This window comes from Streptomyces sp. NBC_00448 (genome assembly GCF_036014115.1).
Classification (GTDB): Bacteria; Actinomycetota; Actinomycetes; order Streptomycetales; family Streptomycetaceae; genus Actinacidiphila.
This window is the reverse complement of the sequence record NZ_CP107913.1, coordinates 103,353-128,789: the sequence shown is the minus strand read 5'-3', so window position 1 is coordinate 128,789 and position 25,437 is coordinate 103,353. Positions and strand designations below refer to the sequence as shown.

Sequence of the window (25,437 nt, the reverse complement as noted above, 5' to 3'; positions counted from 1 at the left end):
GCAATCGGGCACCACGCGAGCTGTCGCAGACCGTGACCCGTACCGCGGGCACCGGGCTCGGGCCGCCCGCACGGCGTTTTGTTCGGCTGCCGGTGCCTCGTGACGGCCCGCCGGTGCTCGCCTCACACGGTGAGACCTGCCGGGGTGCCGTGCTGACGCCCGGGCCGCAGGTGCGCCGGCCCCGCTGCGACGCGAGTTCCGTCGCCGGCCTGGACCTGCGCACCGGGTCCTGGCGGATGTTTCGAGGGCCCCGGCGCCCGGCTGCGGAGCACCCTCGCGCTCTCAGCGGATCGAGGCTCAGCCGCTCGAGCCGCGTATCACGAGTTCCGGCGTCAACACGACGTCGCCCCCGCCGCCTTCGAGGAGCGTGAGGGATGCCTCGACCATGCCTTCGGCGACGGAGCCGAGCGTGGTCAACCCCGGTGCGGCCGTGGCGGAGACGAAGGTTCCGTCGAAGGTCGCGATCGCGTAGTCGTCAGGCACGCGCTTGCCCGCGTGCTGGAGTGCGGTGAGCAGTCCGAGTGCGACCACGTCGGCCGTGCAGATGATCGCGTCGGGCTCATGTGGGTCCGCGAGCAGGCGCTTGGCCGCCTCGATGCCGCTCGCGACCGTGAAACTCGGCATCTCCAGCACCCGGTCTCCCGGTCCCGCCAGTGCGCGGAACGCCGAGGTGCGCTCGATGCTGGAGGACGAGTCCTCCTGGGCGTCGACCATCAGAATGCGGTGGCGCCCACGTGAGCGCAGATGGTCGACGAGTATGCGCACCCCCGCGGTGTTGTCGAGCCGCACCGACGGCGCCTCGACGCCGCGCGCGCGGCGGTCGACCTGCACGACCCGGCCGGAGCGGGAGAGCTCGGCTATCGCCGCGCCGCTGCGCTCGTAGGCCGCGGGCACGATGAGCACAGCGTCGACGAGCACGCGGTCCATGCCGGCGAGCTGGCGCTGTTCGATTTCCGGGCTCTCGTCGGTGTCGATGGTCACCAGACGCTTGCCCAGATGGCCGAGACGGCGTGAGTAGGCCGAGACCAGTTCGGCGAAGTACGCGTTCGCGACGGCCGGCACCACCAGTGCGATCGCGTCCATGGACTGGACCCGCAGCGCTCGGGCGGCCGCGTTGACCTTGTAGCCCAGCACCTCGCACGCGACGCGCACGCGTTCGGCGAGTTCCGGGTCGACGTTGCGCTGTACGCCCGAGAGCACACGGCTCGCGGTCGTGACCGACACCTCGGCGCGGGCAGCGACGTCCTTCAAGCTCACCCGTGCGCCCATCGCGATCCCTCCGGTTCCGGCTGGTCGATGCTAGCAGGGAGGTCACAGCTAGTGACTGTTGACGGGGGAGAGCGCTCCGTGTTTACCTTTGGAAATGCATTTCCCAGAGGAGAATCTACCGCATACCCCACCAGAGCGCCGGGCGGATGGCCGCTCGGCGGGCAGTGGGGAAGTGCTTGTCGTCGGTTCCGTCAACCTCGACCTCGGCTACCGGCTCGAGCGCCTGCCGCGCGAGGGCGAGACGGTCCGCGCGAGCGGGAGTTTCCAGGCCGGAGGCGGGAAGGGCGCGAATCAGGCGCTCGCCGCCCGCCGCCTCGGCGCGCGGGTGGCCCTGCTCGCGAGCGTCGGGCGCGACGCCGGTCCCGCCCTGGCCGACCTCGCCGCCGCGGGCGTCGATCTCACTCCGGTTCTCCGGCACGAGGAGACCGTGACGGGGGCCGCGGTCCTGCTGGTCGGCCCGAACGACAACTGCATCGTCGTCGACGCGGGTGCCAACGACCTGCTGCGAGCCGAGCACGTCTGCGCTCTCGCGACGAGCACGGAGCCGCCGGCCGTGGTGGTGACCAACCACGAAGTGCCCGCCTCGGTGGTGGAGGCCACCGTTCGCGCCTATGCCGGCCGGGCGCGTGTGCTGCTCAATCCGTCGCCTGCGCGCGTGCTCGACCCCGAGCTGCTGGCGCTCGTCGACGTCCTCGTGCTCAACGCCGGGGAACTCGCCGACCTGCTCGGCCTCGGCCCGACCCCGCCCACCCCCGAAGCGGTCACCGCTATCCTCGAGCGCAGCGCCCTCGGCGACTGCGTCGTCACACTCGGCCGCGGCGGCGCCGTCGTCTCCGAGCGGGGCGCCATCACCTACGTGCCCGCGTTCCGCGTCGACGCCATCGACACGGTCGGCGCCGGTGACGCATTCCTCGGCGCGCTCGCCGCCGGTCTCGCCGCAGGTCAGGACCTCGGCGCGGCGGCCGTGCGCGCATGCGCCGCGGCCGCGCTCGCCGTGACCGCACCCGGCGCCCGCGGGGCCGCGTTGAGCGAGGGAAGCGTCGACGCGCTCATGGCCGGCGAACCGGCGATGTCCCGAAACTGATCCACCCCTGCCCCCGCGCAGCTCCACCGAAAGGCACGTCCATGAGCAATGTCGCTCAGCAGGGACGACGAGGTACCACCGTCGAGGCGAACGGCGTCAACCCCGTCCCCGACTCCGAACGACGCGGGAAGCCCCGCGGCCTGTTCCCCGTCTGGTTCGCCTGGAACATATCGATCCTCGGCGTCAGCTACGGAATCTTCGTCTTCGGCCTCGGCCTGAACGTCTGGCAGACGATCGTCGCGGGAACCATCGGGTATCTCGTCTCGGCCGCCCTCGTCGGCATCCTCGCGGTCGGCGGGCCCCGCACGGGCCTGCCCACGCTCACTCAGACACGCTTCGCATTCGGCATCAAGGGCAACAGGATTCCCGCGTTCTTCGCCTACCTGTCCAATATGGGCTGGAAGGTGACGATCATCACCCTCGCGTCCGATACCGGCGCCCATCTGTTCGCGAAGCTGTGGCCGTCGGCGTTCGCGAAGTCCGACGGTTCGAGCACCACCCCCGCGCTGGCGCTGTGGTTCGTGATCGTGCTCGCGGTGACCATGACGGTCGCCGTGCTCGGACACCAGCTGATCATGAAGCTCGAAGTGTGGATCTCGTGGGTGACCGGTGTCATGACCCTCGCGTTCCTCGGGTTCGTGCTGCCCAAGATCGAGTGGTCGCACCTCGGCGAGGCCCACGCGGGCGGCGCGCTGGAGTTCGTCGGCGGCATCATCATGGCGATGACGCTCGTCGGCCTGGGCTTCCTGAACTACGGCGGCGACTTCGCCCGCTATCTTCCGCGCGAGAGCAGGGCACGCGGGGTGATCGGATGGACGGTCTCCGGACTGGCCACGCCGGTTGTCATCATGCTCGTCGTCGGGGCGCTGCTGGTCGGCGGGGACCCGAAACTCGGCAGCGCCGCGGCCGCCGATCCCATCGGGGCCCTGACCGCGCTCCTGCCGATGTGGTTCTTCGTCCCGTTCTCCGTCGTGATCGTCATCTCGCTGGTCTCGGCGGCCATCACGGGCATGTACAGCTCGGGTCTCGCGCTGATGTCGGTCGGCGTTCCGCTGCGCCGCTCCGCCACCACCGCGATCAACGCGACGATCATCGCGGCCGGCGCGTTCTACCTGGAGTTCGTCTCCACCTCGTTCCTCGCGACCTTCCAGTCGTTCCTGTCGCTCATCGCCGTGATGATGGGAAGCATGGGCGCGATCCAACTCGTCGACTTCGTCCGGCAGCGCCGACTGGGCTGGAACACCGACATGGCCAACCCGCGTGGTCATGGCGGGCGCAACGGGCGATGGACGGCGATCACCAGCCTGGTCGTCGCCACCTTCCTGGGCCTGGGCCTGGTCACCAGCTCCGATCCGAACTTCGCGAAGATCACCGGATTCCTGCTCACGCGGAGTGCGCGTGACGGCGTGTTCGGCGCGAGCGGGCTCGGGATCGTCATCGCCATGGTGATCGGCGCGGGGCTCTACGCGTTCCTGACCTTCGGGCTCCACCTGGACCCGAAGCCCGATCGCTCGCTCGCGACCGACACCGGCGCCGACACCGGCGCCGCGCGCGGCACCACCGGGCCGGCGGTGCCCTCCCGCGACATCGTCGGCCATGGCGCGGCCGACCTGACCGAACACTGACCGACCCGGTGGCGGCGGGCCCACAGCGCCCCGCCGCCACCCGAGGAGCTGACATCCGTGTCCGCACGCCAGACCGCACTGGAGCGGTTCCAGAAGCCCGATCCGTGGCACTCTCCCGCCACCTACTGGTTCTGGCACCACCTGCCCGACAAGGACACGATCCGCGCCCAGGTGCGGCAGATGCACGACGCCGGAATCCTCAGCTTCCAGGTGCAGGCACGCCTGTCGTACCCGATCGCGGGCTACCTGGACGAGGACTACCTCGCCGCCTGCCGGTGCGCCGTCGAGACAGCCGCAGAACTCGGCATGATCGTGGGCATCTACGACGACTACAACTGGCAGACCGGCCACGCCGCGGGCCGCGCGGTGGACGGCCATGACGAGCTGCGCGAGCGGCACCTGTTCTGGACGCGGATCGGCGCGGGCAAGAGCGGGGGGACGCTCGGGAAGATCCGGTCGGCGACCGAGAACCTGGGCCCGGCCGCGATGCGGTGGCACTACGAGGGCGGTGCGGTCGCCTGGGCCGACTGGCGGACCGAGTACGTGCTCGTCACCGCATCGCCGCAGGGCGAGGTCTCCGAACGGCCGGATCTCGTCGACCGTATCGAGGGCGCTGCCGACGGGTGTCGCGTCCACCTCACCGAACCCGTGCCGGACGGAGCCGAGGTGATCGTGTTCGTCTCGGCCCGGTGCGCCACCTCCCGGCTGGTCAACCCGGTCGACCCGGTCGCCGTCGACCGCTTCATCGAGGCCGGCTATCAGCCGTTCGCCGACGCTCTGGGCGAGTTCTTCGGCAGCACCGTCGCCTACATGTTCTTCGACCAGCCGCATGCCGTGTACTACGACTGGGAGACGCGCACCGGCGATCTGCGCTCGGCAATGCCGTTCCACGCACGTCTGGCCACCTCGATCCGGGAACGGTGGGGCGAGCGGACGCCTCAGGTGCTCGCCGCGGTACTCGAAGGCGACGATCCGGAGCGGCTGGCCCTTCGCGCCCAGTTCTACGAGCACTTCAGCAGCTACGCGATGGAGACCTTCCTCGGCCGGCTCCGTGCCTGGAGCCACGCCCACGGTCTGCGCCAGTCCGGACACGAGGTGCTCGGGCACGTCGGCGGGTGGCGGCTGGACACCGCGTTCACCGACTGGGACCTGCGCGTGAACTTCGGGCTCGACCACTTCGGCGTGGACGGATACCGGGACCTGACGGCGGTGGACGCCCAAGACGCCCTCACGCAACTCAGCCCGGTGTTCGGCGACTCGGTCGCCCGCCACCACGGCCGCAGCGGCACGATGGTCGAGCAGTACTTCCTGACCCCGCCCCAGGGCGGCGCACCGTGGTCGGGGCACTGGGGGCTGAGCCTGCAGGAGCTGCGCGCCACCGCGATCAACCACCATCTGCAAGGCATGCGGCAGATGATCTTCCACGGGTTCTACCAGACCCACGGTCACGGCGCGGACCACGAATCGCTGAGCAATCCCCGCTTCGACTTCCCACCGGGGATCAACTTCGAGCCCTGGTTCGCCGATCACTATCCGCGGTTCGCGCTCGAAAGCGCCCGTCTGAGCGAGTTCCTGGAGCCGGTCACCCCCCGGGCCGACGCAGCGGTCCTCTATCCGTTGCGCACGGTGTGGACGGCGGGGCAGCTCGGCATGCAGGCCTCCGCGACGGGCGACTGGGCGCGGGCACTCACCGAAGCCGGCGTCGGCTTCCACCTCGTCGACGAACGCGACCTCGAAGCCGCCGTCGTGGAAGAGGGCGCGGTCCGCTTCGGCGAGCGGCGGTACCGGGCGCTCGTGCTGCCCGCCGTGACCACGCTGCGCTCCGCGGCGGTGCTGCGCCAGCTCCGCCGCATCGCCGAAGCGGGGATACGGGTGCTCGCCAGTGGCACGACGCCCACCGTCTACCAGCACGGACCGCAGACGGCCGCGGCGGACTGGGCGGAACTCGCCCCGGCCGTTGAGGTGTTCGCCTCGGTCCCCGGCAGCGAGGTGCTGCACGGACTCGCCCCGTACGACGGGAGCGTGCCCGACGTGCGCACACCGGACAGGCCGGCGGTGCGCCGGCGCGGCGGCCAGGAGTCACCCGGCGTGTTCAGGTTCGCCTGCTTCGTCGAACCCGGGGCCGAAGCCGAGACGACCATGGAACTCGTGCTGCCCGAAGGGACCTGGCAACTCGAGGAGTGGATGCCCGCTGACGGGACGGTGCGCAGCCTCGGGTCCGCCGAGGGCACCGTCGTGTGGCGGCTGGAGCCGAATGCGCTGCGCCTGCTGCGCGTGCTGCGGGTGCACTCCGACGCGGAAGCCTGGTGCGGCCCGACGCCGGCCGCCGACGGGCGGGGACACCAGGACGGTGCTGAATGGTCGGGGCCGCAGGTGCTCGGGGCCGAGTGGCTCCTGGAGATCCCGGACGACGCCCACGAGCAGGCCGGCACACGCCGCGAGATCGCGGTCACCCGCGGCTGGGAACGGCAGGGCCTTTCGACGTTCGCGGGCGCCGCCGACTACGTACGGCAGTTCACGCTCGACGCGCCGACCGAGGTGGAACTGACCCTCCCTGCCGTCGCCGGAGGGGCCGCCCTGTCCGTGAACGGAACGAGAGTCGCTGAACGCGCCTGGTCGCCCTATCGCTTCACGATCCCCGCCGACCACCTGCGAGCAGGCTCGAACGAACTGCGAATCCGCCTCACCCCGTCGGCAGCCAACCGCTACTACGCCGGCACCGGCCTACGCGCCGCGCCCGAGCCATGCGGACTGCTCGCTCCGCCCGTGCTGCGTCACCGGGTCGCGCCGCCGCTTCCCGACACCGAACACTGACCACCGACCGCTACCACGACAGAAGGCTGCCCATCATGCTCAAGGGGCTCGACCCGCTGCTCACCCCGGAGTTGCTCTTCGCGCTCGCCCGCATGGGCCACGGGGACACGATCGCGCTCGTCGACCGGAACTTCCCCGCTCACTCCGTGAACGACCGCGTGATCCGTCTCGACGGTGCCGACGTCGTCTCAGCGGGCCGGGCCGTACTCGGGCTCCTGCCGCTCGACACGTTCGTCGCCGAACCCATCGCGCGGATGCGGGTGGTCGGAGACGCCGACAGCCGGCCGGCGGTGCAAACACAGTTCCTCGCCGTCGCCGACGAGGCGGCCGGCCGGGCCGTCGCGGTCGAAGCACTCGAGCGCCAGGCGTTCTACGAACGAGCCCGCGCCGCATTCGCCGTCGTCATCACCGGTGAAGACAGGCCGTACGGCTGCTTCGTGCTCGCCAAGGGCGTTCTTCCCGAGTTCACACCGGAGTGACCCGTGACCTCCGGGACCGGAGCGGACACCGCCCCCACGGACCGGTGCCGTGCAGGTGGTCGAGCGGTAACCCTGGTGCATGAGGATCACCCTGTCCGTGGGCGCCAAGGCGAGGGGATGTTGTTGTCGGCCGGCAGTTCGTCGGCGGCCCGGCGTAGGCCCAGGACCTCGGGGTGGAAGACGTCGCTGCCGTGCGGGAAGCGGCCGACGCCGAGCCCGACCAAGGCGTGAGGCGGGAAGCTCGCCGGGTGGAGGTACCACCGTGATCGTTCGACTCGTGGGCGGCCCGCTCGCCGGTCGCGTGCTGAAGACCACCGACGCTCCCTGGGCTGGGGCTGCCTCACGACTGGTGACGCGACGGGGGCCGGTACGTCCCTGTGCACCACGACCCGGCGTCCGGCTTCGTCCTGGCGGAGGTGCGGTAGGTGTGTCGGCGTTCGCCGGGCCCTTGCCGAACGGGCTCTGCCGCAGAAGCACCCAGTGCCGGGGGAGAGGCTGGAGTGACCCCAGAAGTGACCCCCAACCCCAGAAGCGACCCCAGGAGTAACCCCAGAAGTATCCCCGGGCGGGGCTACTTCAACGGCCCGCGGGGTGGGGCGTTGTCGCGTCGTCGCGTTCGAGGATGGCGCGGGCTCGGTCGGTGGTGGCGGGCGGGTGAGGTCGGGGATGGCGTGGCGGTCGCCGCGGTGCACGATGCGGGCCGGACCGCGCTCGGGTCCGAAGCAGACCCGCTCTTCGATCGTTCTGGTGGGGGCCGATCGGACCCGTCCGTGCGGTGCCGGCCGACCCTGGCCGGCCTGGAGAGCTGCCTCTTCATCTGACGCCGCCTCACGCCGTGGCGGACACCGGACCGGCCCGCGCGGATGACGTGCCGGGTCTCAGCGGTGCGGCCGAACCCGGCCGGTGCGGCGGTGTCGCCGTGGTCCCTTGGACATGGCTGCTCTTCCGACCGACGGTTCCCGGTTGCGACCGCCCGGTCCTCGGCGCAGCGGCGGGGGACAAGCGCACCGCGGTTTCTGGCCGATCAGGGGGCCGGGCGCCCGAAAACTGGCCGGAAAGGCGTTCTTGCGCGGGTGCGGTCGCTCACGGGTAACTTCCGGCGTCCTCTGCAACCCCCCACTCCCGTCCCCCAACGGGGGATGCCTTACATGAGGAGCCAAATGAAACCGCTGGATCTGGAACGGGTGCGTCCCGTGGTCATCGGTTTATTCAGGATGGTCGTCGGGATGCTGTTCGCCTGCCACGGAGTAGCGACGCTGTTCGGTGTGCTCGGTGGGCCGGAGGGCGGCGGCCCCGGCCCTGCCGCGTTCGCGTGGCCGGGCTGGTGGGCGTCCGCCATTGAACTGGTCGGCGGCATCCTGGTGGTGCTCGGTCTCGGCACCAGGCTTGCCGCGCTGGCGTGCTCCGGCTCGATGGCGTACGCGTACTTCGACGTTCACCAGCGCAACGCTGTGATGCCCATCCAGAACCACGGCGAGCCCGCGGCCATGTTCTGCTGGGCTTTCCTGCTCATCGCCGTCCTGGGCGCGGGTGCCTTCTCGCTGGAGGGCTTGCTCGGCCGCTTCACCTCCGGCACCCGTCCGATAGCCGGCCTGCCGCAGGAGAAGGGCGCCGGTGAGCCGGTACCCGTGAGCGCCGACAGCTGATCAGCTGAACTCGATCATATGACGGGAAATACGCCAGGGGGCGGGGCGGGACCTTTGCCTGTCCCGTCCCCTGGCGCCGCGTTCGGCAGCGTGGGTGGCCCATCCGGCCCATCCGGCCGACCGCGTGCGGTGCCCAACCCACCTCGCCGGCCACGTCCTTGTTCGACGCCCCGCCCCATCACGGCAGGGGACCGAGTCAAGGTCGCCGCGAGCACAGCGAAGAAGCTGGTGAACTCGCCGGCCACGTCCGGGTGAAGCAAGGGAGCAGTCGGCCACTCGCGCACGCGCTGGAGATCAGCAGGGGCCAACCCCTCAGCAGGCTTGATACTCCACGTAGCCGTCCCCGTTGTCGTCGTAGCCCTGAATCTGGAGATCGTCGGCGGAGAACCAGCCCATGGTGTTGATTCCGTTCACGCGGCCGTACCACCACTCGTTTCCGACCGTGTTGTCGTAGTAGCACCAGAGCCAGAACACGACGTGATCCACCGTCAAGGCGTTGGTGCAGTCACCGTATGGACCTAGTTTCAGATTGCGGTTCGCATTCATGAGGGCCTTCCCCTCCCCATTGGCGGTGGGAGACCACGATCCCTTGCAGTTCGTGGCGCTGGCCGTGGGCGCGGTGACCAACGTCGTTCCTCCGGCGACCATCAGCAAGCCGACGATCGTTGCCAGTGCACGCTTGCGGACCCTCATATCTCGTCTCCCTCTGGTCGGTTCGTTTTCGTTCCCATGCAGTCAGTTCGCCTTCTGATTCGGCTCGTTACGTAAGCGGCCCGGGCCGCGGGCGGCGTAGCCCTGACGGGGCGAACCGGGCGCCCGCCCCGCTGGGCTGCGGCGGTCAGCAGGCGTGTACGGGGTTCGTCTCGCTGGAGATGTTCCGGTCGTCGGCGTAGCCCCATGCCTCGTTGCTGCTGTCGCCCAGGGTCCAGAGCCAGCGGTTGGGCAGGGGACTGCCTTCTCCGTTGGAGGGCCCGTAGTCGATGCGGCACGCGAACCACGACGTCGTGGTGGTGAGGTGGCCGACGACCGCCGTGAACCCGCTGTTCCACAGCGGCGTGTTCGCCTTGTTGTTGCAGTAGTACGCCTCGTATCCGCTGTTCCTGAAACCGGCGTCCCAGCAGCCCGACGCGCGTGAGCCGGCGAGGTGAACAGGCCGAGGGACACCGGTAGGGCGAGAGCGGTGACGGCGATCGCCGCGCGCGAGCGCCTGAGGCCGAACAGTGACATGTGGGTCTCCACTGGTAGGAGGGATGCCCGCAGACAACGGCCGGCCGGCCGCCTGGGGTCGGGCGCTGCCTTCGCCAGGACACGCCGGCCGGCCGTCACCTCCGCGTCCGAGGGACGCGGCAGCTGCCGGAGGTTCTGCGAGCACCGGTCACTCTGGTTGCCGGCGAACAAGTCGGACAAGGGACTTTCCCGGTGCGGAAAATCCCCGGCGGCCGTCGCCGAAGAGACTGGTCGGCACACCGGTCCCGGGGACCTGAAGACCGCCGCCCGCGAGTCCCAAGCCGTCCTCGGTCGAGGTCCGGTTGGCGTTCCCCGGGGCGGGACCGGCCGCGGACGACTCGTGGACAGTGGGGGCACCTCACTACGGGCGGCGAGGCCGAGCGCGCCCGCTCCTGGACGGACGCGGCCGGGTGGCCGAACGCGAGCCGCGCCGTGCGGCGGGCCCGGTGGCCGGTCGTCGGGCCGCCGATGGCGGAGTCGGCCGTTGAATCCGGGTCCGGCGGGGAAGCCGCGGAATCCTGCGGTCCCTCGCCCCCCGCGGGGCGGCGGCGGTGCGCGACGGCGGTGCCACCTCGGATGCCCACGCGGGGGAAGAAGGCGGGCCTGACGCGGCCCTCGGTGCCTGGCCCGGCTACTGGCAGCCGTGGTCGGGCTTCAGGGTGAAGTCCTCCGTGATCGTGGCGCCCTTGGCCAGTTTGACGGTGGCGCCCTTGGGGGCCCAGCCGTCCTTCGCCACGATCAGGCTGAGCGGGTTGTTGCGCACGTCCATCCACATCGCGTACGCGCCGCCGGCGTCGGTCTTGAGGGTGACGCTCTCGGCCCAGCTGTCGATCTGGACGGTCGCGCTCCTGATGCCGGCGGTGGTGCCGGTGCAGTCGGTGCCCGAGACCGTTCCGCTGATCTTTCCCCAGGTCTTCGGCGGATTCACGGTCATGGCGACGGTGATCGGGTCGATCTGGTACGGGGTGTCATGGGCGATCTTGAGCCACGCCGTGTACGTACCGGGCTGGACGATCTCCGGTCCTGACGCGTCGACCGTGACCGTGACCGTCTTCGACGCCCCCGGCGCGAGGGTCAGCGCGGTGGTGTCCTCCGACAGCCAGGAGGCTTCGGTCGACGTACCGCACTGGCCGTAGCCGGGGAGCAGTTCGGCGCTCCTGGTCGGGCTGAAGGAGCTCACCGAGCCGCCGACCTTGTAGAAGCCGCAGGCGCTGCCGCCGCGGTAGACAGCGTTGTTGGAGTTGGGCAGGTTGCTCCAGGTGTCGGTGGACGGGTCGTAGGCGACGCCCTTGTTGGTGAGGGTGACCGAGTTGTCGGTGATGCCGCCGGAGAGCAGGAGCTTGCCGTTGGCGCCCACCGCGCCGGTCCCCCACAGGTCGAAGGGCATGTCCGGCAGGGACGTCCAGGTGCCGGCCGACGGGTCGAAGGTGTAGGCGGCCTTGGTGCTGGTGGAGGCGGCGGTGCCGCCGGCGCAGTAGAGTGCCCGGTCGATCGCACCGCAGCCCAGCCAGGAGATGGACTGCGGGTAGGCGGCGCCGCTACTCCAGGTGTCGGTGTCGGTGTCGTAGACCTCGACGGTGTTCGTGCCGCACGTGGTGGTGCAGCCGCCGATGAGGTACCACTTGCCGTCGATCACGGCCGAGGCCGCTCCGGCCTGCGGCCGCGGGTTGGGGGCGCCGCTGCTCCAGGTGTTGGTCCTCGGGTCGTAGATCCGCAGCGACGCGACGGTGCCCTGGGAGGCGTCCCAGCCGCCCGTGAGGTAGAGCTTGCCGTCCACGAAGGCGGCCTGTCCTGCCTCGCGCGGGGTGCCGGAGTCGGCGATCGGCGACCACGCGAGGGTGGTCGGATCGTAGACGTAGCCCGCCGAGGTGATGGCGGAGTTGGTCGCCCCGGTCACGCTGTAGACCTTGCCGTCGTCGCCGGCGGCGACGGCGTTGTCCATCAGCGAGGTCGGGAGGTCGGCGATCGAGGTCCACGGCTCGGCTGCTGGGGACACCGGCACGGTGGCGGCCTTCGTGCCCTTGGCCGGGTTCAGGAAGCCCGGCGAGTAGCGGCCCGGGATGTCCTGGACCGCCGCGCCCGCCGGCTGCTTCGCCCGGTCCTGCGGGGTGAAGCCCTTGTCGCGCTCGCCCAGTGTCAGGCTCGCGTCGGCGGTGCCGGTGTTGGTCACGGTGACGGTGGCGGTCTTGCTGCCCTGCCAGGCAACGGTCTTGGCGATGCCGGCCGGGGTGACGGACAGCCGGCCGGCGCCCAACTTGACGTTGGCGGTGGTGACCTGGTCCGCGATGATGTCCGGCTTGGCGGTCGCGCCCTCGTACAGCAGCTTCGTGGCCTTCACCGGGTGGGTACCGGTGAGGGTGGAGACGAACCAGTAGAAGCCGTCCTTGAGCGCCGCGTCGTCCGGCGTGGCGACCGAGGTGGCCCCCTCGCTCGTCCGGTCGGCGGACACCACCGAGGCGCCGGCCACCCCCGCGCCGGTGTTCTTGTCCAGGACCTGGCCGATCACCAGGCCGCCGGCCGTGGGCGCGCAGGGCCGGTCGCCGACGAAGACGTCGTCGACCTGCCAGTAGTGGGCGGCGGTGGCGGCGAAGTGGAAGCGGACCCGGACGTCGCTGTGGCCGGCGGCGGCCGCGAGGTCCGCGATCTCGGTGCGCGGGCCGACGCGGTTGACGGCGGTGAAGCGGCTGACGTTCTGCCAGGTCGCTCCGCCGTCGAGGCTGAGGTCCACGTCTGCCGTGCTGTTGACGGAGTAGGCCCAGTAGGAGCTGGCGAAGGACATGAAGGGGTCGGCCACGTCGCTGAAGTCGTAGGCAGGGCTGACCAGGGAGGTGTCCTCGCTGACGCCGGGTCCGTACTTGGCGCTGTCCATGATGGCGAAGGTGCCGGAGCCGCCGGTGTGGTTCCCGCGCGCGCCGGGGTCGTCGAAGCGCCAGGCCCGGCCCGCACCGAGGGCGTCGGTGACGGTCCAGCCGGTGGGCGGGGTGGCGGCGGAGGCGGTGGAGAAGTCCTCCGTGGAGCCGCTGTAGCGGTACGCGTAGCCGGACGCGGTGCAGGTGGCGGTGTCGACCTTGACGCCGAAGTCCTGCGTGGTGGCGGCACTGCCGACGGTGACCTGGGCGGTCGGCGCGCTGTAGCCGGGGTAAGCGGACGTCGTCCGGAGGGTGTACGTGCCGTCCACCGGGACGCTCAGCTGGTAGCGGCCGGTGGCCGGGTCGGTGTGCACGGCGCTGCTCGGCACGCCCTCGACCTGGACGCCCGCGTAGAGCGGCCAGCCGTGCCCTGAGGCGTCCTTGACCGTTCCGGTGACCTTCACCATGGCCTTGGGTGTGAGCGCTGCGTTCTCGGCCAGAGTCTGCTTGTCGGCGAGGGTGACACCAGGGAAGGTGGTGGTGGCGTAGCCGAACTTGGCGACGCTGATGTCGTACGTGCCCGGGGCGACCGTCATCCGGTAGGTACCGGCATCGGAGGTGGACGAGGTCTCGGCGCCGATGGTGACCTCGGCTCCGGTCAGCGGCTTTCCGGTCGCGGCGTCGGTGACGGTGCCGGAGACGGTGGCCTGCGGCCCCGAGGCGAAGGCCGCTACGCCGTCGGGCGTGCCGAGCCCGGTGGGGCCGTCGTAGCCGTCGCCGGCGTTGCACAGGTAGGTGCCGCAACTGCCGTTGGAGCCGGTGGTGATGTCGTTGAGAGCGGAGGTCTTGGCGTAGGGGAAGGTCATCGGGTCGGACGCGGACGGCGGGGTGCCGGCGAGCGCGTACACCGAGGCGATGATCGGCGAGGAAGCGCTGGTGCCGCCGAAGACGTGCCAGGCGCCCGCGTTGTAGACGGCGACACCGGTGTTGGGGTCGGCGACCGCGGAGACGTCGGCGACGGAACGCCGGGCGCAGCCGGAGTCGGTCTGCACCGACGGCTTGGCCTGCAGGTCGGAGCAGCCGGAACCCGCGCCGTTCCAGGCCGCCTCCGACCAACCGCGGCCTACGGAGGCGTCCTTGACCAGCGACGTACCGCCCACGGCCGTCACGTGGGGCGAGGACGCGGGGTAGCTGACGCCGTAGCCGTCATCTCCGGTGCTCGCGGTGATGACCACGCCGGGGTGGTCGAAGAACTGCGTGTCCGACTGCGTGTCACTGCCGCTCTCGGACCCGCCGTAGCTGTTGGAGACGAACTTGGCGCCCTGGGCGACGGCCTGGTTGACGGCGGCGCCGAGGTTGTCGATCGAGGCGTCGTCCGCCTCCACCAGGAGGATCTTGCAGTTCGGGCAGACGGCGCTCACCATCTGGACGTCCAGGGCGATCTCGCCGGACCATCCGGAGTCGGCCGTCGGGTAGTCCGTGCCGCCGCGCTGGTCGGTCTTCTTGAAGCAGCCGTTCGCCGTGGTGCAAGGGGCCAGCCCGAACTGGGAACGGTAGGTGGCGAGTTCGGACTCCGCGTCGGGGTTGTCATAGGCGTCGACGATGGCGACGGTCTGGCCGCTGCCCTCGTCGCCGGTGGGCAGCCGGTAGGCGGCGGCGAGGTCCGCGGGGCCGAGGCCGGAGGGCGCGGCGTCGGCGCCTGCCACCTGGGCCTTGGTCTGCCGGACGTCGTCGCGCTCCAGGGCCTGGCAAGCGGCCTCCGTCGACTTCGCCACGGTGGCGCAGACGCGGTGGACGGGATGGGAGGCGATCGAGGGCATGGCGGCGGCCCCGGACCCCGCGGGGGCCGCCTGGGCGGGTATCTGCACGGTGAGTGCGGCGATCACGGCAGCGGCGCCGGCGGCAACCGCGCGGACCCACGTATGTACGGGTCTGAAGGATATTCGTGCCAACGTCTTTTCCTCCGGGAGCTCCAGGGGCGGGCGTACCCGCAGCGGGCGCATGGCGCTGCGATCATGGCAGGACCCTCGTGGGAGCAGGCGCCGTCCGCGTGGCAGCGAGCGGACATCTTCCGGAAGCGGACAGTGGCTGCCTGCGGAGGTGGGCGCGGGCGGGCCGGCGGCAGGTGACTGTGGACCCCGGGTATCGGTTGGTGGTCGGAGCGGCCCGGCCGTCCGCCGGCCGTTGGACACCGGGGCTGCACTGCTGGCCGGCCCGGAGGCCGAAGTCGCCCTGCGGTGGGCGGTCGACGGGGGCGGCTGGGAGCAGGCGGCGCTCAGCGCGGGCCTGCCGGAGGCCTACGGCGAGCGGGTGCGGTGCAAGTTGAAGCGGCTCGGCGCCAGGCACCGTGAGCGCGCCGCGGCCGTCAAGGCGGTGCAGGCCTCGCCGGCGGTCCGGGGGACGGGCCGGTGAGCCTGCTCGCCGCGGTGTGGCCGTGGTGGGCGGTACCGCTGCTGTCGCTGCCCGGCGCGGCCGCCGTCATCGTCCGCTCCGTGTCCCCGCAGAAGTCCGCCGACCGGCTGGCCCGGTGGCGCGAGCGGCGGCTGCATCGCGAGCGCCCGGCCGGCTCCCGCGCCGGGCAGCCGGCGCCGGCGCCGCCCGGGGAGGACCCGGCTCGGCAGGCGCCGTGACGCCGGGCAAGGCGGGCCCTGTGCGGCCAAGGTGGCCCGGGCAAGCCCCGGGGCGCCGCTACCGCGGCATCAGGCCCGCAACGCCCGCCCCTGGAGGCCGTGATGAGCGCACAGCCTGGGGCCGACATCGTCGTGACCGGCCCGCGGGAGCAGACCGGCACCCGGTTCACGGTCACGCCTGAGGTGCGCCACCTGTTCGCTCTGTGGAGGGGGAACGTGGCAGCGGTCCAGCGCGAGCGCACCGCGCGGGCTGCCCGGCAGTCTCCGCCCGGGTACGTCCCCTCGTTGCCCACCTTGCACCGGGCGATCCAGCGGGATCTGGTTCCGGGGGAGCGGGCCGGTCTTGCGGCGGGGGAGCGGGCACGCGCGCAAGCACGATGTGTTCCTGGCGAGGCCGCGGCTGGCGCGACCAGGTGTGGGAGACCGACCACGTGCAGGCGCTGGTCGATGTGGAGGGGACCGCGCACAGGCCGAGGATCACGTGGTTCGCCGATTGCGTGACGAGCGCGATCACCGGGCCGGCGATGACGCCGGGGCGTCCGTCGCGGGAGCCGGTGCTGGCCGCCTTTGTGCTCGGCGGTCCTGCGTGAGGACCTGTACGGGCCGTTCGGCGGTCTGCCGGACAAGGTCATCATGGACCGCGGGAAGGATGTCCTGTCGGCCATGGTGATGGCGGTGTTCGACGTCTTGGACGAGACCGTGGAAGACCTGCCCGCTTACACCCCCCCGCCTGAAGGGCACGGTGGAGGGGCTGAACCGGGCGGCGGGGGCGATTGCAGTGGATGGACGTCTGCTTGCCGGCGCACCGTCATGCGTCCCGGCGCCGGACGCTCCACGCTCCCGCGCCCAGTGCCGCCGCCGTCCGGAGTGCGGTCACGGCGAGTCCGCTCCAGCGCCCCGACGTCCCGTCCCAGGTCCCGTGGAGACCACCTGGCCCGCGCGGTCGGGCAGGAAGCCGGCGACGCCGCCCGGCATGTCGCCGATCACGAAGGACACGATCAGCAGGAACGGCACGAGGATGCTCAGGGTGGTGACTGCGCTGCTCAGCACGGCGCTGAGCCCGGCGGCGAACGGCGCCATGAGGGTCAGGTAGATTCCGCAGCCCGCAGCGCCCCGCACCCCCTGGGCCCGGGTGATCTCTTCACCGGCGGTTCCGAGCACCGGATTCCCCGCCGTCAGGCTCGCGAACCCGGTGAACAGCCCGACCGCCAGGACCGGTGCCGCGTTCGCCGTCGCCTTGGCCGCGAACCACTGCCCACGCCGCGGTACCGCCGCTGGTGCGGTGACCGGGATGGTTCACCGTGGTCGGGAGGCGGCTCACGGGACGAGCGCGGTCCGCGAAGCGACTGGTATTACTGGTGCATGCAGGAAGAAACCGCGCGGTCCGCGATCGACACGTTCATCTCCGCGTTCAACGCCTCGGACGACAACTATGTGACTGCGCTGCTCTCTCAGGCCCTGACCTCGGACGTGGTCTTCTGGGGACCGTTGGGCCGCAGTGAGGGGATCGAGGCGGTCGAGCGGTTCGTGCTGGACATCCGGCGCCACCCCGCGGGGACCGGCACGATGGTGCGCTGTTCGGCGGTGGACATGCCGGGCGAGTGGGCCCGGTACCAGTGGGTCTTCACGACGCCGGATGGAGGCCCCCGCCTGGCGGGAACGGACGTCGTCCATCTGCGGCGGAGCCTCATCGACCAGGTCATCGTCTTCGTGGGGGAGATCGAGCCGACCGCCTCCTGAGTCATTCTCCTCTGTGCGGCTGGTCGTCGAAGGCGAGTCACTGGTGTTCCCGGCCTCCGTGCGGCAGTTGGCCGCGCAGTAGACCGACGGGGGCGGGAACCGGGCGGCACGCGCGGTTCTGGAGCGGGCCCGGCTGACCGAGCGGGAGGCCGAGGCGCTGCGGCTGATGGCGCGCGGGCTGTCCAACGCAGAGATCGCCACCCGCCTCGTCGTCGGCAACGAGACCGTGAAGTCGCACGTGAGCGCCGTCCTGGCAAAGCCGGGCGCGCGGGACCGGACACAGGCAGTGATCGCGGCGTACGAATCGGGGTTCGTGGCACCGGGCTGAGCCGCGGTCGTAAAGCAGCAGGTCCACATCGCCGGCGTCGACGAAGCCGACGATGTCGATGACCTTGGAGGCGGGCAGCGGGCAGCGGGCAGCGGGGTGCGGGACGCGGGGTGCGGGACGCGGGGCTCGGCGAAGGCGAGTAGACGCCGGGCAAGGCCGTCGCCCCGCCGATGACCGCGACCGCCGACGCGGCTACCGGAGGCGGCGGCACGTGGGCGGCGGTCGGCCGCCGGAGCTCGGCGCGATCGAGCGCCAGGCCCTGGCTGGAGCATGACGACAAAAGCTACTTACGCGTCGGGGTGCGCCGGCAGGGCGAGCCAGTCCGACCAGGAGATCTCGCGGCCGAGGAAGCGTGGCTGCTCGAACGGCCATTCGGCGGCGATCCACTGCGGTACCAGCGCGTCGAGGGCCTGCTCGACCTTGCTGCCCACCAGCTCGTCCACCACCCACCAGGAGATCTCGCCGTCCGCGCCGGCCCGCTCCGGCGGGTCGATGTAGACGCAGCCGAGCAGAGCTGTCTCCGCGGCGTCGAGCAGCGCGTAGTTGAAGGACTGGTGTGCGGCGATCTCCTTCTCGTGCCGCAACAGGTCGGCCTGGTCGGCCTCGTAGGTCATGGTGGCCGCGGGCCAGCCCCAGGCCGGGCCGAAGATGGTCCACAACCGCTCGCGCGAACCCATCACCGCCGGATAGTCGAGCGGGGTGTCCGCCTCCCGGATCGGCCGCAGGTGATGACCGCCGCCCGGCAGCGGTACCAGGACGGGGTGGACGAAGTCATCAGGGAGCCAGCTCATAGCGCCCGACCGTAGCAGCGAGCGGCCGTCCCCCAGGCCGCGTGACCGAACGCGCTGAGCGCTGCGAGGGGGGAGAGCCGCGGAAGCGTCGCGCGGTGCGACACCGGCGTGCGGCAGCCCCCCGTGTCCGCTCCTGCGCCGCCGAAGCCGAGCAGATGAGGTGGGCCGACCGAGCCGACACCCATCGCGTTGACTGCGTGGTGTCGGCCGTCGGCTCCGACCAGGCTGCTGCTGCGGTGCTCCGTCCACGCGTCACGTGCCCGCGGCGGCGGCTCCCGTCGCGGCCCCCACGCACAGTTCCTCGCGTGCCCGGGAGGCCGCGCCGATCGCGACCGCGTCGCCGCCCAGCCGGGCCGCGACGAGCCGGATCGGGTGGCCGCTGACGGGTGGCTCAGCGGCCAGGGCGGCGAGCACCGGCGGTTCCAGGAGGGTCCAGGCCCGGCTGACGCCTCCACCGATCACGACGGTGGTGACGTCGACCATGCCCGCCGTGATGAGGATCGCGCGCGCGACCGCAGCCCCGGCCGCCTCGAACACCGCGCGCGCGTCCCGGTCGCCGGCGGTGGCAGCCGCGGCGACCTCGCGCGCGTCGAGGTCCCGTCCCGTACGGTCCGCAAACCGCGCCGCCAGCGAGCGGCCGGAGGCGAGGGTCTCCAGATGGCCGCGGCCCCCGCATGAGCACAGGATGTCGCCGAAGCCGGGGATGTGGCCGATCTCGCCGGCCGCGCCGTGCGGTCCGTTCAGCAGCGCGCCGTCCATCCACAAGGCGCCGCCGACACCGGTGCCGAGGGTCATGCCGAGCGCGTGCGACTCGCCCGTGACGGCCCCCCTGGAGACTTCGCCGCGCAGGAAGGCGTTGACGTCGTTGTCGAGGAAGGCGGGCACGTCGAGTGCCGCCTCGATGGTGTCGGTCACGGCGAAGCCGGCCCAGCCGGTGAACGAGTCGCTGGCGACCAGCACGTGTCCGGTGTGCGTGTCGACGACGCCGGCCGCGCCGACGCCGACCCCGACCAGCCGCGACGGTACGCGATCGAGCAGCAGCCGTAGCCCGTCGAGTACCGTCCCGACCATGGCATGACCGCCCTCGGCAGCGGGCGTGGCGAGTTCGACGCGGTCCAGCACCTCCAGTGTGTCGGTGCACAGGACGACCTGGGTGGTGGTGCCGCCGATGTCCACCCCGGCGAGGACGGTGTCCGTCTGCCGCGGTGGTGCGGGTGTTGCCGTCACGCGTTCACGCCCGATCCGCCGGTGTTCGATTCATTTCCGCCAGTCCCTTTCCCGGTGGAACCGCTCCCGGGTTCGCCCTCGGGAGCGGCCTCCCTGTCCCGGCTGCCCGTGCCTCCGGCTCCCGGAAGTCCGCTCGGGACCGCTTCGGTCTGCCGGTCGGCCCGCCTGCGGCGCTGGACCACCGGGTCGGGGACGGGGACGGCCGCCAGCAGGCGGCGGGTGTAGTCCGTCTCGGGGTGCAGGAGGGTCACGCCGGTCGCGCCCTGCTCCTCGATGCGGCCGGACCGCATCACGACGACGCGCTCGGCGAAGTTCTGGACCACCGCGAGGTCGTGGGAGACGAACAGGCAGGCGAACCCCAGGTCGCCCTGGAGTTCGGTGATCACTCGGAGGACAGCCTCCTGCACGCTCACGTCCAGCGCGCTGGTCGGCTCGTCCGCCACCAGCAGCCGTGGGTCCAGCACGAGCGCCCGGGCGAGACTGACCCGCTGGCGCTGGCCACCGGACAGTTCGCGCGGGGTGCGCCGGGCGAAACCACGCGGCAGCCGGACCCGGTCCAGGATGTCCGCGACGTGGGCCTGGCGCTCCTTGGACGACATGCCGCGACGGTGCACGCGCAGCGGTTCCGCGATGCACTCGCCCACCGTCATGCGGGCGTCCAGTGAGGCCACCGGGTCCTGCAAGACGACACCGACGCCGGACCGCAGGGAGCGGCGGGCCCGCGCGGACACCCGCCGCAGGTCGGAGCCGAAGAGGGTGACCGTGCCGGAGGTGGGGCGCACCAGCCCGAGCGCGACCCGCGCCGCGGTGGACTTGCCCGACCCGGACTCGCCGACCAGCCCGACGGTCTCACCTGGCCGCACGCTCAAGGACACGTCGTCCAAGGCGCGCACCGCGCCGCGGCCGCGGCCGAAAACCACCGTCGCCGCCCGCAGGTCGACCACGGGCTCAGCGGACTCGGTGGGCGCCAAAGACGCGGCAGCCGGCACGGAACGGGCAGGCGCACCCGTCCCTTCGGCCGGCACCGCGCCCTGCCGGGGCCCCTCCCCGGGTTCCGCCACGGTCAGCCGTGGCACCGCCGCCAGCAGCCGCTTGGTGTAGTCGTGACTCGGGCGCAGCAGGACGTCCTCGACCGGCCCGGTCTCCACGATCTCGCCCTGGAGCATGACGGCTACGCGGTCGGCGAAGTCGGCCACCACGCCCATGTTGTGGGTGACCAGCAGCACTCCGGTGCCGGTCTCGGCCGCGAGGCGGCGCAGCAGGTCGAGGATCTCGGCCTGCACGGTGACGTCGAGGGCGGTGGTGGGCTCGTCCGCGATGAGCAGTGTCGGGTCGTTGGCGATCGCCATGGCGATGACCACGCGCTGGCGCTGGCCGCCCGACAGCTCGAAGGGAAACGCGGATGCTCGCCGGGCGGGATCGGGGATACCGACCCGGTGCAGCAGTTCGACGGCGGCCTGCCGTGCCTCGCGGGCGGACAGCGGGCGGTGGTTGCGGATCACCTCGGCGATCTGGTCGCCGATCCGGGTGAGCGGGTCCAGGGCGGTGGCCGGCTCCTGGAAGACCATGGAGACGGTCCGGCCGCGCAGCCGGGCCAGGTCGTTCTCGCCGGCGCCGACGACGTCGGTGGCGCCCAGTCGGGCCCGGCCGGTGGCGCGGGCGTTGTCGGGCAGCAGGCCGATCGAGGCGAGCGCGACGGTGGACTTGCCGGACCCCGACTCGCCGACCAGGGCGAGGGTCTCGCCGGGCCGGACGTGCAGCGACACGCCGCGCACGGCGTGCACGTCTCCGGTCTCGGAGGAGAAGACCACGCCGAGGTCGTCCAGGTCGAGGATGGCGTCCGCCGCGGCTGCGGTGGAGTGTTCGGCGGTGGTCATCGGCGTCCCCTCACGTCGAAAGCGTCACGGAGCCCGTCGCCGATGGCGTTGAACGCGCACACGACGAGGATGACGGCCAGGCCCGGCGGAAGGATCAGCCACCAGCGGCCGGAGTACGTGGCGGTCAGGCCCGCGGAGAGCATGCCGCCCCAGTCGGTCTTCGGCGGCTGGAGGCCGAGCCCGAGGTAGGACACGTATGCCACGAGCAGGATCGCGTCGGCGACCTGGAAGGTGGCCGCCACCACGATCGTGGACACGGAGTTCGGCAGGATGTGCCGCCCGACGGCCCGGGTGTGGGTGCCGCCGATGGCGCGCAGGGTGTGCACGTAGTCGCGGTTCTTCAAGGTGAGGGTCTCGGCGCGGACCAGGCGGGAGGGGACCAGCCAGGAGACCAGGCCGAGGATCACGATCAGCCCGAGGACCCCCGGGGTGGAGATGGCCGAGACCACCAGGAGGATGAACAGCGCGGGGATCGCGATGCCGGCGTCGACGACCCGCATCATGGCGGCGTCGACCCAACCGCCGGCGTACCCGGCGGCCGCGCCCCACAGGGTGCCGATCACGGTGGCCAGGACGCCCGCGGCCAGTCCCACGACGAGGGAGACCTTGCCGCCGTACATGAGCCGGCCGAGTTCGTCGTGGCCGACCGCGTCCGTGCCCAGCAGGTGACCGCCGCTCGGTGCGAGGTTCACCTGGGTGAGCGTGGTGTGGATCTGGTCGGTGGAGTACAGCAGCGGGCCGACGAAGCAGAACAGGAAGAACAGCACGACCACGGCGAGACCGACCACGGCCAGCCGGTTGCGGACGAACCGGCGTACGGCCAGGCGCAGTCCGCCGGCGGCGACCGGGGCGATCGGCTCGGCCGAGGGCCCGTCGCCGGGCAGTCGGCCCGGCTGGAGTACGGCGCTCATGCGCGGCCCTCCTTCACTCGGGGATCGATGATCCGCTGGACGATGTCGGCGAGGAGGGTGCCCACGACGGTGGCGACGGCGATCACCAGCACGCAGCCGAGCAGCACCGGGTAGTCCGACGACTGCGCGGCGGTCCAGAACAGCAGCCCCATGCCGGGGTAGTTGAACAGCTGCTCGACGACGAGGGCACCGCCGAAGAGCACCGGCACGTAGTAGCCGAGCATCGCCACGACCGGGGTGAGGGAGTTGCGGAACACGTGGCGCCGCAGGATCGCGCCTCGCCGCGAGCCGCCGGCTCGGGCGGTCCTGACGTAGTCCTCGGAGAGGTTCTCCAGCGTGGCCGCTCGCATGTACCGGCTGAAGACCGCGACGACGGAGGCGGCGCCGGCCACCACCGGCAGGACCAGTCCGGACGGATCGGCGAAGACCTGCGCGAGGGAGTCGCCCTGCGGGGCCTGCGCGGGGAACCAGGGCAGGATGTGGCTGAAGACCAGCACCAGGATCAGGCCGAGGAAGTACACGGGCGTGGAGTAGGCGACGAAGCTCAGCGTCGTGATGACGTAGTCGACCGGCTTGTTGCGCCGGACGGCCTGCCACATGCCCAGCGGCACCGCCAGCAGGAGCCCGACGAGCGCGGACAGCACCGTGAGGACCAGCGTCTTGGGCAGGCGCTGCACGATGAGCTGGGAGACCGGCTCGTTGAGCGTGTAGGAGGTGCCGAGGTCCCCGTGCAGCAGGCGCCCGAGGTAGGCGCCGTACTGCACGGGCAACGGCTGGTCGAGGTGCTGGGCGTGGTCGAACTGCGCGATCTGCTGGGGGGTGGCCTGCGGGCCGAGGATCCCGCGCGCGGGACCCCCGGGCAGGGCGTGCAGCAGGCAGAACGTCGCCACTGTCACGATGAGGATCACCGCGAGGGCCTGGAGGATGCGTCTGGCCAGGTACAGGTAAGTGTTCATCGACTTCCGAACGGTTGGATCAGTGCCGTCGAGGGACCCGGAGGGGGCTCACTTGCCGGTCCACTGCCACTGGGCGGGGTGGAAGTCGGCCAGCGAGTCCTGGGCGAAGCCGCCGAGGCCGTTCTTGATGACCGAGATCTGGTAGTCGGGCTCGGGCAGCCAGATCACCGGCAGATCCTTGGCCAGGGCCGCGCTGTACTGCTGGACGGCGGTGTTGGACGTCGAGGTGGTCGACTCCGCGATCAGCTTGTCCACCTGCGGGTTGGAGTAACTGCCGAAGTTCGACCCGGCCTTGGTCTGGAAGAGCGAGTCACCGGTCGGGAACGCCGGGAAGTACCAGCTGCCGGCGGTGCCGAAGAAGGACAGCTGCCACTTGCAGGACGCCTGGTCGGAGGTGCACTGCGGGGTCTGGGAGAGCACCGAGTTGACCGGCGCGGTCTTGATCGAGAAGCCGATGCCGGTCTTGGCGAGCGACGACTGGATGGCACTCATCATGTTGTCGGTGACGGTGGACCCGGACTGGGAGAGCACCTGCATGCGGAACTTGGTGCCCTTGGCGACACCCGCGCCGCACTGGGCGACGGAAGTGCCGGGCTGCACGCAGGTCATCGTTCCGCCCTGGTCGGCCCAGCCGTGCGCGGTCAGCAGCGCCTTGGCCTTGGCGGTGGAGAACGGGTACGGGTTGTCCTTCTGCGCGGGCGAGACGAAGTCGGAGGACTGTGCCTGCGGGATCGGACCGTAGCCGGGGACGGCGGTGCCGTTGAAGATGACCTTGGCCAGGCTGTCCTGGTCGATGGACTCCTGCACGGCCTGCCGCGCGTACAGCTGCTTGAAGACCGCCCCCATCGCGGGGTTCTCGAAGTTGTAGGGCATGTACGTGATCGCCCAGCCGGTCCACGGCTTGACGTTGTAGCCCTGGCCGGTGAAGGACGCCTTCTGGTCCAGGTCGGTGGCGTTGATGTAGCCGTAGTCGACCTGCCCGGAGCGCAGTGCGTTCTCCTCGGCGTCCGTGGTGGTGAACGGCAGCAGGTTCACCGTCGGGATGTGGGCCTTCTCGCCGCCGTCGTACTTCTTGTTCGCGGCGAGCACGACCTTGCCCGCGGTGGAAAACGAGTGCACCGTGTACGGCCCGCTGACGGTCTTCCACAGCGGGTCCGAGGCGTACTTGGAGATGTTCTTCGCCGCCGAGTTGAGGAACGTCCACACCTGCTTGGCGCCGGCCGGGGTCTTGTCGGCGTCACTGACCGCGGCGGAGGCGGAGGTGCGGTCCCACACGTGCTGCGGCAGCGGCGTGATCTGGCTCAGCTCGTTCGCGAGCATCCACTGGTCGTTGTAGGACCGGTCGAACGTCAGGGTGAACCGGTGGTCGTCCAGGACCTTCAGGGCGGTCCAGTTGTCTGGCGCCTTTCCGGCGCTGTAGCCGGCCCACTGCGTCTTGTTCGCCTTGATGACGTTGAACCAGAACTGGACGTCACGGGAGGTGATCGGCTTGCCGTCGCTCCAGTGCCGGGCGCCGAGTGTCACGGTGACGCTCTTGCCGTCCGGGGCGAAGTCCGCGGCGCTGGCTATCGACGCCTTCTTGTTCCAGTTGATTGCTCCGGTGGAGCCGTCGTAGGCGACCAGTGGCTCCCACAGGGAAGCGGCGATGGAGACGTTGTTGGTGTTGAGGTGAGCCGGAGTGCCGATCGGCAGGACCCAGTTCGGGGTGAAGTTCGCGGGCAGCGCGTAGTTGATGGAACCGGACGACGCGGACGACGAGCCGTTCGCTCCGTTGCAGCCTGCGAGCAGCGAGCCCACTGCGAGCGCGGCGCCCGCAACGAGCGCCCAGCGGCGGCGTTCCGCCGTGCGGACAAGGAACATGATTCTCCTCAGATGGACGGCCGCTGGGACCGGATATACCGGAAACGTCTGGGACCGGTGGGTGCGGAACAGTCAACGGCCTCTCCGGGCGAAAAAACAAACCCCCGCCGATAACAAGTATGTT

At 71.2% G+C, this 25,437-nt stretch carries 18 protein-coding genes and 3 pseudogenes; 10 read left to right on the top strand and 11 right to left on the bottom strand.

What is annotated here, in order from left to right; all coding sequences use genetic code 11:
- Positions 1–297: 297 nt before the first annotated feature.
- Positions 298–1,269 carry a LacI family DNA-binding transcriptional regulator gene (locus tag OG370_RS00530; protein ID WP_328459384.1) on the bottom strand — a complete coding sequence of 324 codons (972 nt, stop codon included), beginning with the start codon at positions 1,267–1,269 and terminating at the stop codon, positions 298–300.
- 94 nt (positions 1,270–1,363) lie between these two features.
- Between OG370_RS00530 and OG370_RS00525 the strand changes: the two genes are divergently transcribed.
- The 4 genes from OG370_RS00525 to OG370_RS00510 are packed head-to-tail and all read left to right on the top strand — an operon-like array spanning position 1,364 to position 7,271.
- Positions 1,364–2,353, top strand: coding sequence for a PfkB family carbohydrate kinase (locus tag OG370_RS00525; protein WP_328473693.1), 990 nt, complete (start codon positions 1,364–1,366; stop codon positions 2,351–2,353).
- 41 nt (positions 2,354–2,394) lie between these two features.
- Positions 2,395–3,978 (top strand): purine-cytosine permease family protein, encoded by a 1,584-nt coding sequence (locus OG370_RS00520; RefSeq protein ID WP_328459382.1) that lies wholly within the window; start codon positions 2,395–2,397, stop codon positions 3,976–3,978.
- A 57-nt stretch (positions 3,979–4,035) separates the two neighbouring features.
- Positions 4,036–6,792, top strand: coding sequence for a hypothetical protein (locus OG370_RS00515; RefSeq protein ID WP_328459380.1), 2,757 nt, complete (start codon positions 4,036–4,038; stop codon positions 6,790–6,792).
- A gap of 35 nt (positions 6,793–6,827) precedes the next feature.
- Positions 6,828–7,271 carry an RbsD/FucU family protein gene (locus OG370_RS00510; protein ID WP_328459378.1) on the top strand — a complete coding sequence of 148 codons (444 nt, stop codon included), beginning with the start codon at positions 6,828–6,830 and terminating at the stop codon, positions 7,269–7,271.
- 86 nt (positions 7,272–7,357) lie between these two features.
- Here the strand turns inward: OG370_RS00510 and OG370_RS00505 are convergent, their stop codons facing one another.
- Positions 7,358–7,495, bottom strand: a complete 138-nt coding sequence (locus OG370_RS00505) for a hypothetical protein (protein ID WP_328459376.1) — start codon at positions 7,493–7,495, stop codon at positions 7,358–7,360.
- Between the two features lie 936 nt (positions 7,496–8,431).
- On the opposite strand from OG370_RS00505, the gene OG370_RS00500 reads away from it, so the two are divergent.
- Positions 8,432–8,917 carry a DoxX family protein gene (locus OG370_RS00500; RefSeq protein ID WP_328459374.1) on the top strand — a complete coding sequence of 162 codons (486 nt, stop codon included), beginning with the start codon at positions 8,432–8,434 and terminating at the stop codon, positions 8,915–8,917.
- A gap of 312 nt (positions 8,918–9,229) precedes the next feature.
- On the opposite strand, the gene OG370_RS00495 is transcribed toward OG370_RS00500, so the two are convergent.
- Both OG370_RS00495 and OG370_RS00490 read right to left on the bottom strand, forming a co-directional pair.
- The gene (locus OG370_RS00495; RefSeq protein WP_328459372.1) at positions 9,230–9,610 is read right to left on the bottom strand and encodes a hypothetical protein; all 381 of its coding nucleotides are present in this window, start codon (positions 9,608–9,610) and stop codon (positions 9,230–9,232) included.
- 1,165 nt (positions 9,611–10,775) lie between these two features.
- Entirely contained in the window at positions 10,776–14,879 is a 4,104-nt protein-coding gene (locus OG370_RS00490) for a carboxypeptidase regulatory-like domain-containing protein (protein ID WP_328459370.1), read from the bottom strand.
- A gap of 298 nt (positions 14,880–15,177) precedes the next feature.
- On the opposite strand from OG370_RS00490, the gene OG370_RS00485 reads away from it, so the two are divergent.
- The 3 genes from OG370_RS00485 to OG370_RS00475 all read left to right on the top strand — a co-directional run bounded on the left by OG370_RS00485 (position 15,178) and on the right by OG370_RS00475 (position 16,213).
- On the top strand, positions 15,178–15,405 hold the full coding sequence (locus OG370_RS00485; protein ID WP_328459368.1) for a hypothetical protein: 228 nt from the start codon (positions 15,178–15,180) through the stop codon (positions 15,403–15,405).
- Positions 15,402–15,623 carry a hypothetical protein gene (locus OG370_RS00480; protein WP_328459366.1) on the top strand — a complete coding sequence of 74 codons (222 nt, stop codon included), beginning with the start codon at positions 15,402–15,404 and terminating at the stop codon, positions 15,621–15,623. Before OG370_RS00485 ends, OG370_RS00480 begins: the two co-directional genes overlap by 4 nt.
- A 431-nt stretch (positions 15,624–16,054) precedes the next feature.
- A complete protein-coding gene (locus OG370_RS00475) occupies positions 16,055–16,213 on the top strand; it encodes a hypothetical protein (protein WP_328459365.1) in 159 nt (52 codons plus the stop codon).
- A 218-nt stretch (positions 16,214–16,431) separates the two neighbouring features.
- Here the strand turns inward: OG370_RS00475 and OG370_RS00470 are convergent.
- Positions 16,432–16,898, bottom strand: a pseudogene (locus OG370_RS00470) (ABC transporter permease); the annotation flags it as partial.
- Positions 16,899–16,985: 87 nt separating this feature from the next.
- Between OG370_RS00470 and OG370_RS00465 the strand changes: the two are divergent.
- Entirely contained in the window at positions 16,986–17,363 is a 378-nt protein-coding gene (locus tag OG370_RS00465) for a nuclear transport factor 2 family protein (RefSeq protein ID WP_328459363.1), read from the top strand.
- Positions 17,364–17,370: 7 nt separating this feature from the next.
- Positions 17,371–17,691: pseudogene (locus OG370_RS00460) on the top strand (response regulator transcription factor); the annotation flags it as partial.
- Positions 17,692–17,978: 287 nt separating this feature from the next.
- Here OG370_RS00460 and OG370_RS00455 read toward each other — a convergent pair.
- The 6 genes and pseudogenes from OG370_RS00455 to OG370_RS00430 all read right to left on the bottom strand — a co-directional run bounded on the left by OG370_RS00455 (position 17,979) and on the right by OG370_RS00430 (position 25,313).
- The gene (locus tag OG370_RS00455) at positions 17,979–18,482 is read right to left on the bottom strand and encodes an N-acetyltransferase (protein ID WP_328459361.1); all 504 of its coding nucleotides are present in this window, start codon (positions 18,480–18,482) and stop codon (positions 17,979–17,981) included.
- A 252-nt stretch (positions 18,483–18,734) separates the two neighbouring features.
- Entirely contained in the window at positions 18,735–19,709 is a 975-nt protein-coding gene (locus OG370_RS00450; protein ID WP_328459359.1) for an ROK family protein, read from the bottom strand.
- 134 nt (positions 19,710–19,843) lie between these two features.
- Positions 19,844–21,586: pseudogene (locus tag OG370_RS00445) on the bottom strand (dipeptide ABC transporter ATP-binding protein); the annotation flags it as partial.
- Complete coding sequence (locus tag OG370_RS00440) at positions 21,583–22,497, bottom strand: ABC transporter permease (protein ID WP_328459354.1); 915 nt, start codon at positions 22,495–22,497, stop codon at positions 21,583–21,585. The gene OG370_RS00440 and the pseudogene OG370_RS00445, both read right to left, overlap by 4 nt.
- The gene (locus OG370_RS00435) at positions 22,494–23,453 is read right to left on the bottom strand and encodes an ABC transporter permease (protein WP_328459352.1); all 960 of its coding nucleotides are present in this window, start codon (positions 23,451–23,453) and stop codon (positions 22,494–22,496) included. The genes OG370_RS00440 and OG370_RS00435 overlap by 4 nt, the downstream gene beginning before the upstream one ends.
- 48 nt (positions 23,454–23,501) lie before the next feature.
- Positions 23,502–25,313 (bottom strand): peptide ABC transporter substrate-binding protein, encoded by a 1,812-nt coding sequence (locus tag OG370_RS00430; RefSeq protein ID WP_328459350.1) that lies wholly within the window; start codon positions 25,311–25,313, stop codon positions 23,502–23,504.
- Positions 25,314–25,437 lie beyond the last annotated feature (124 nt).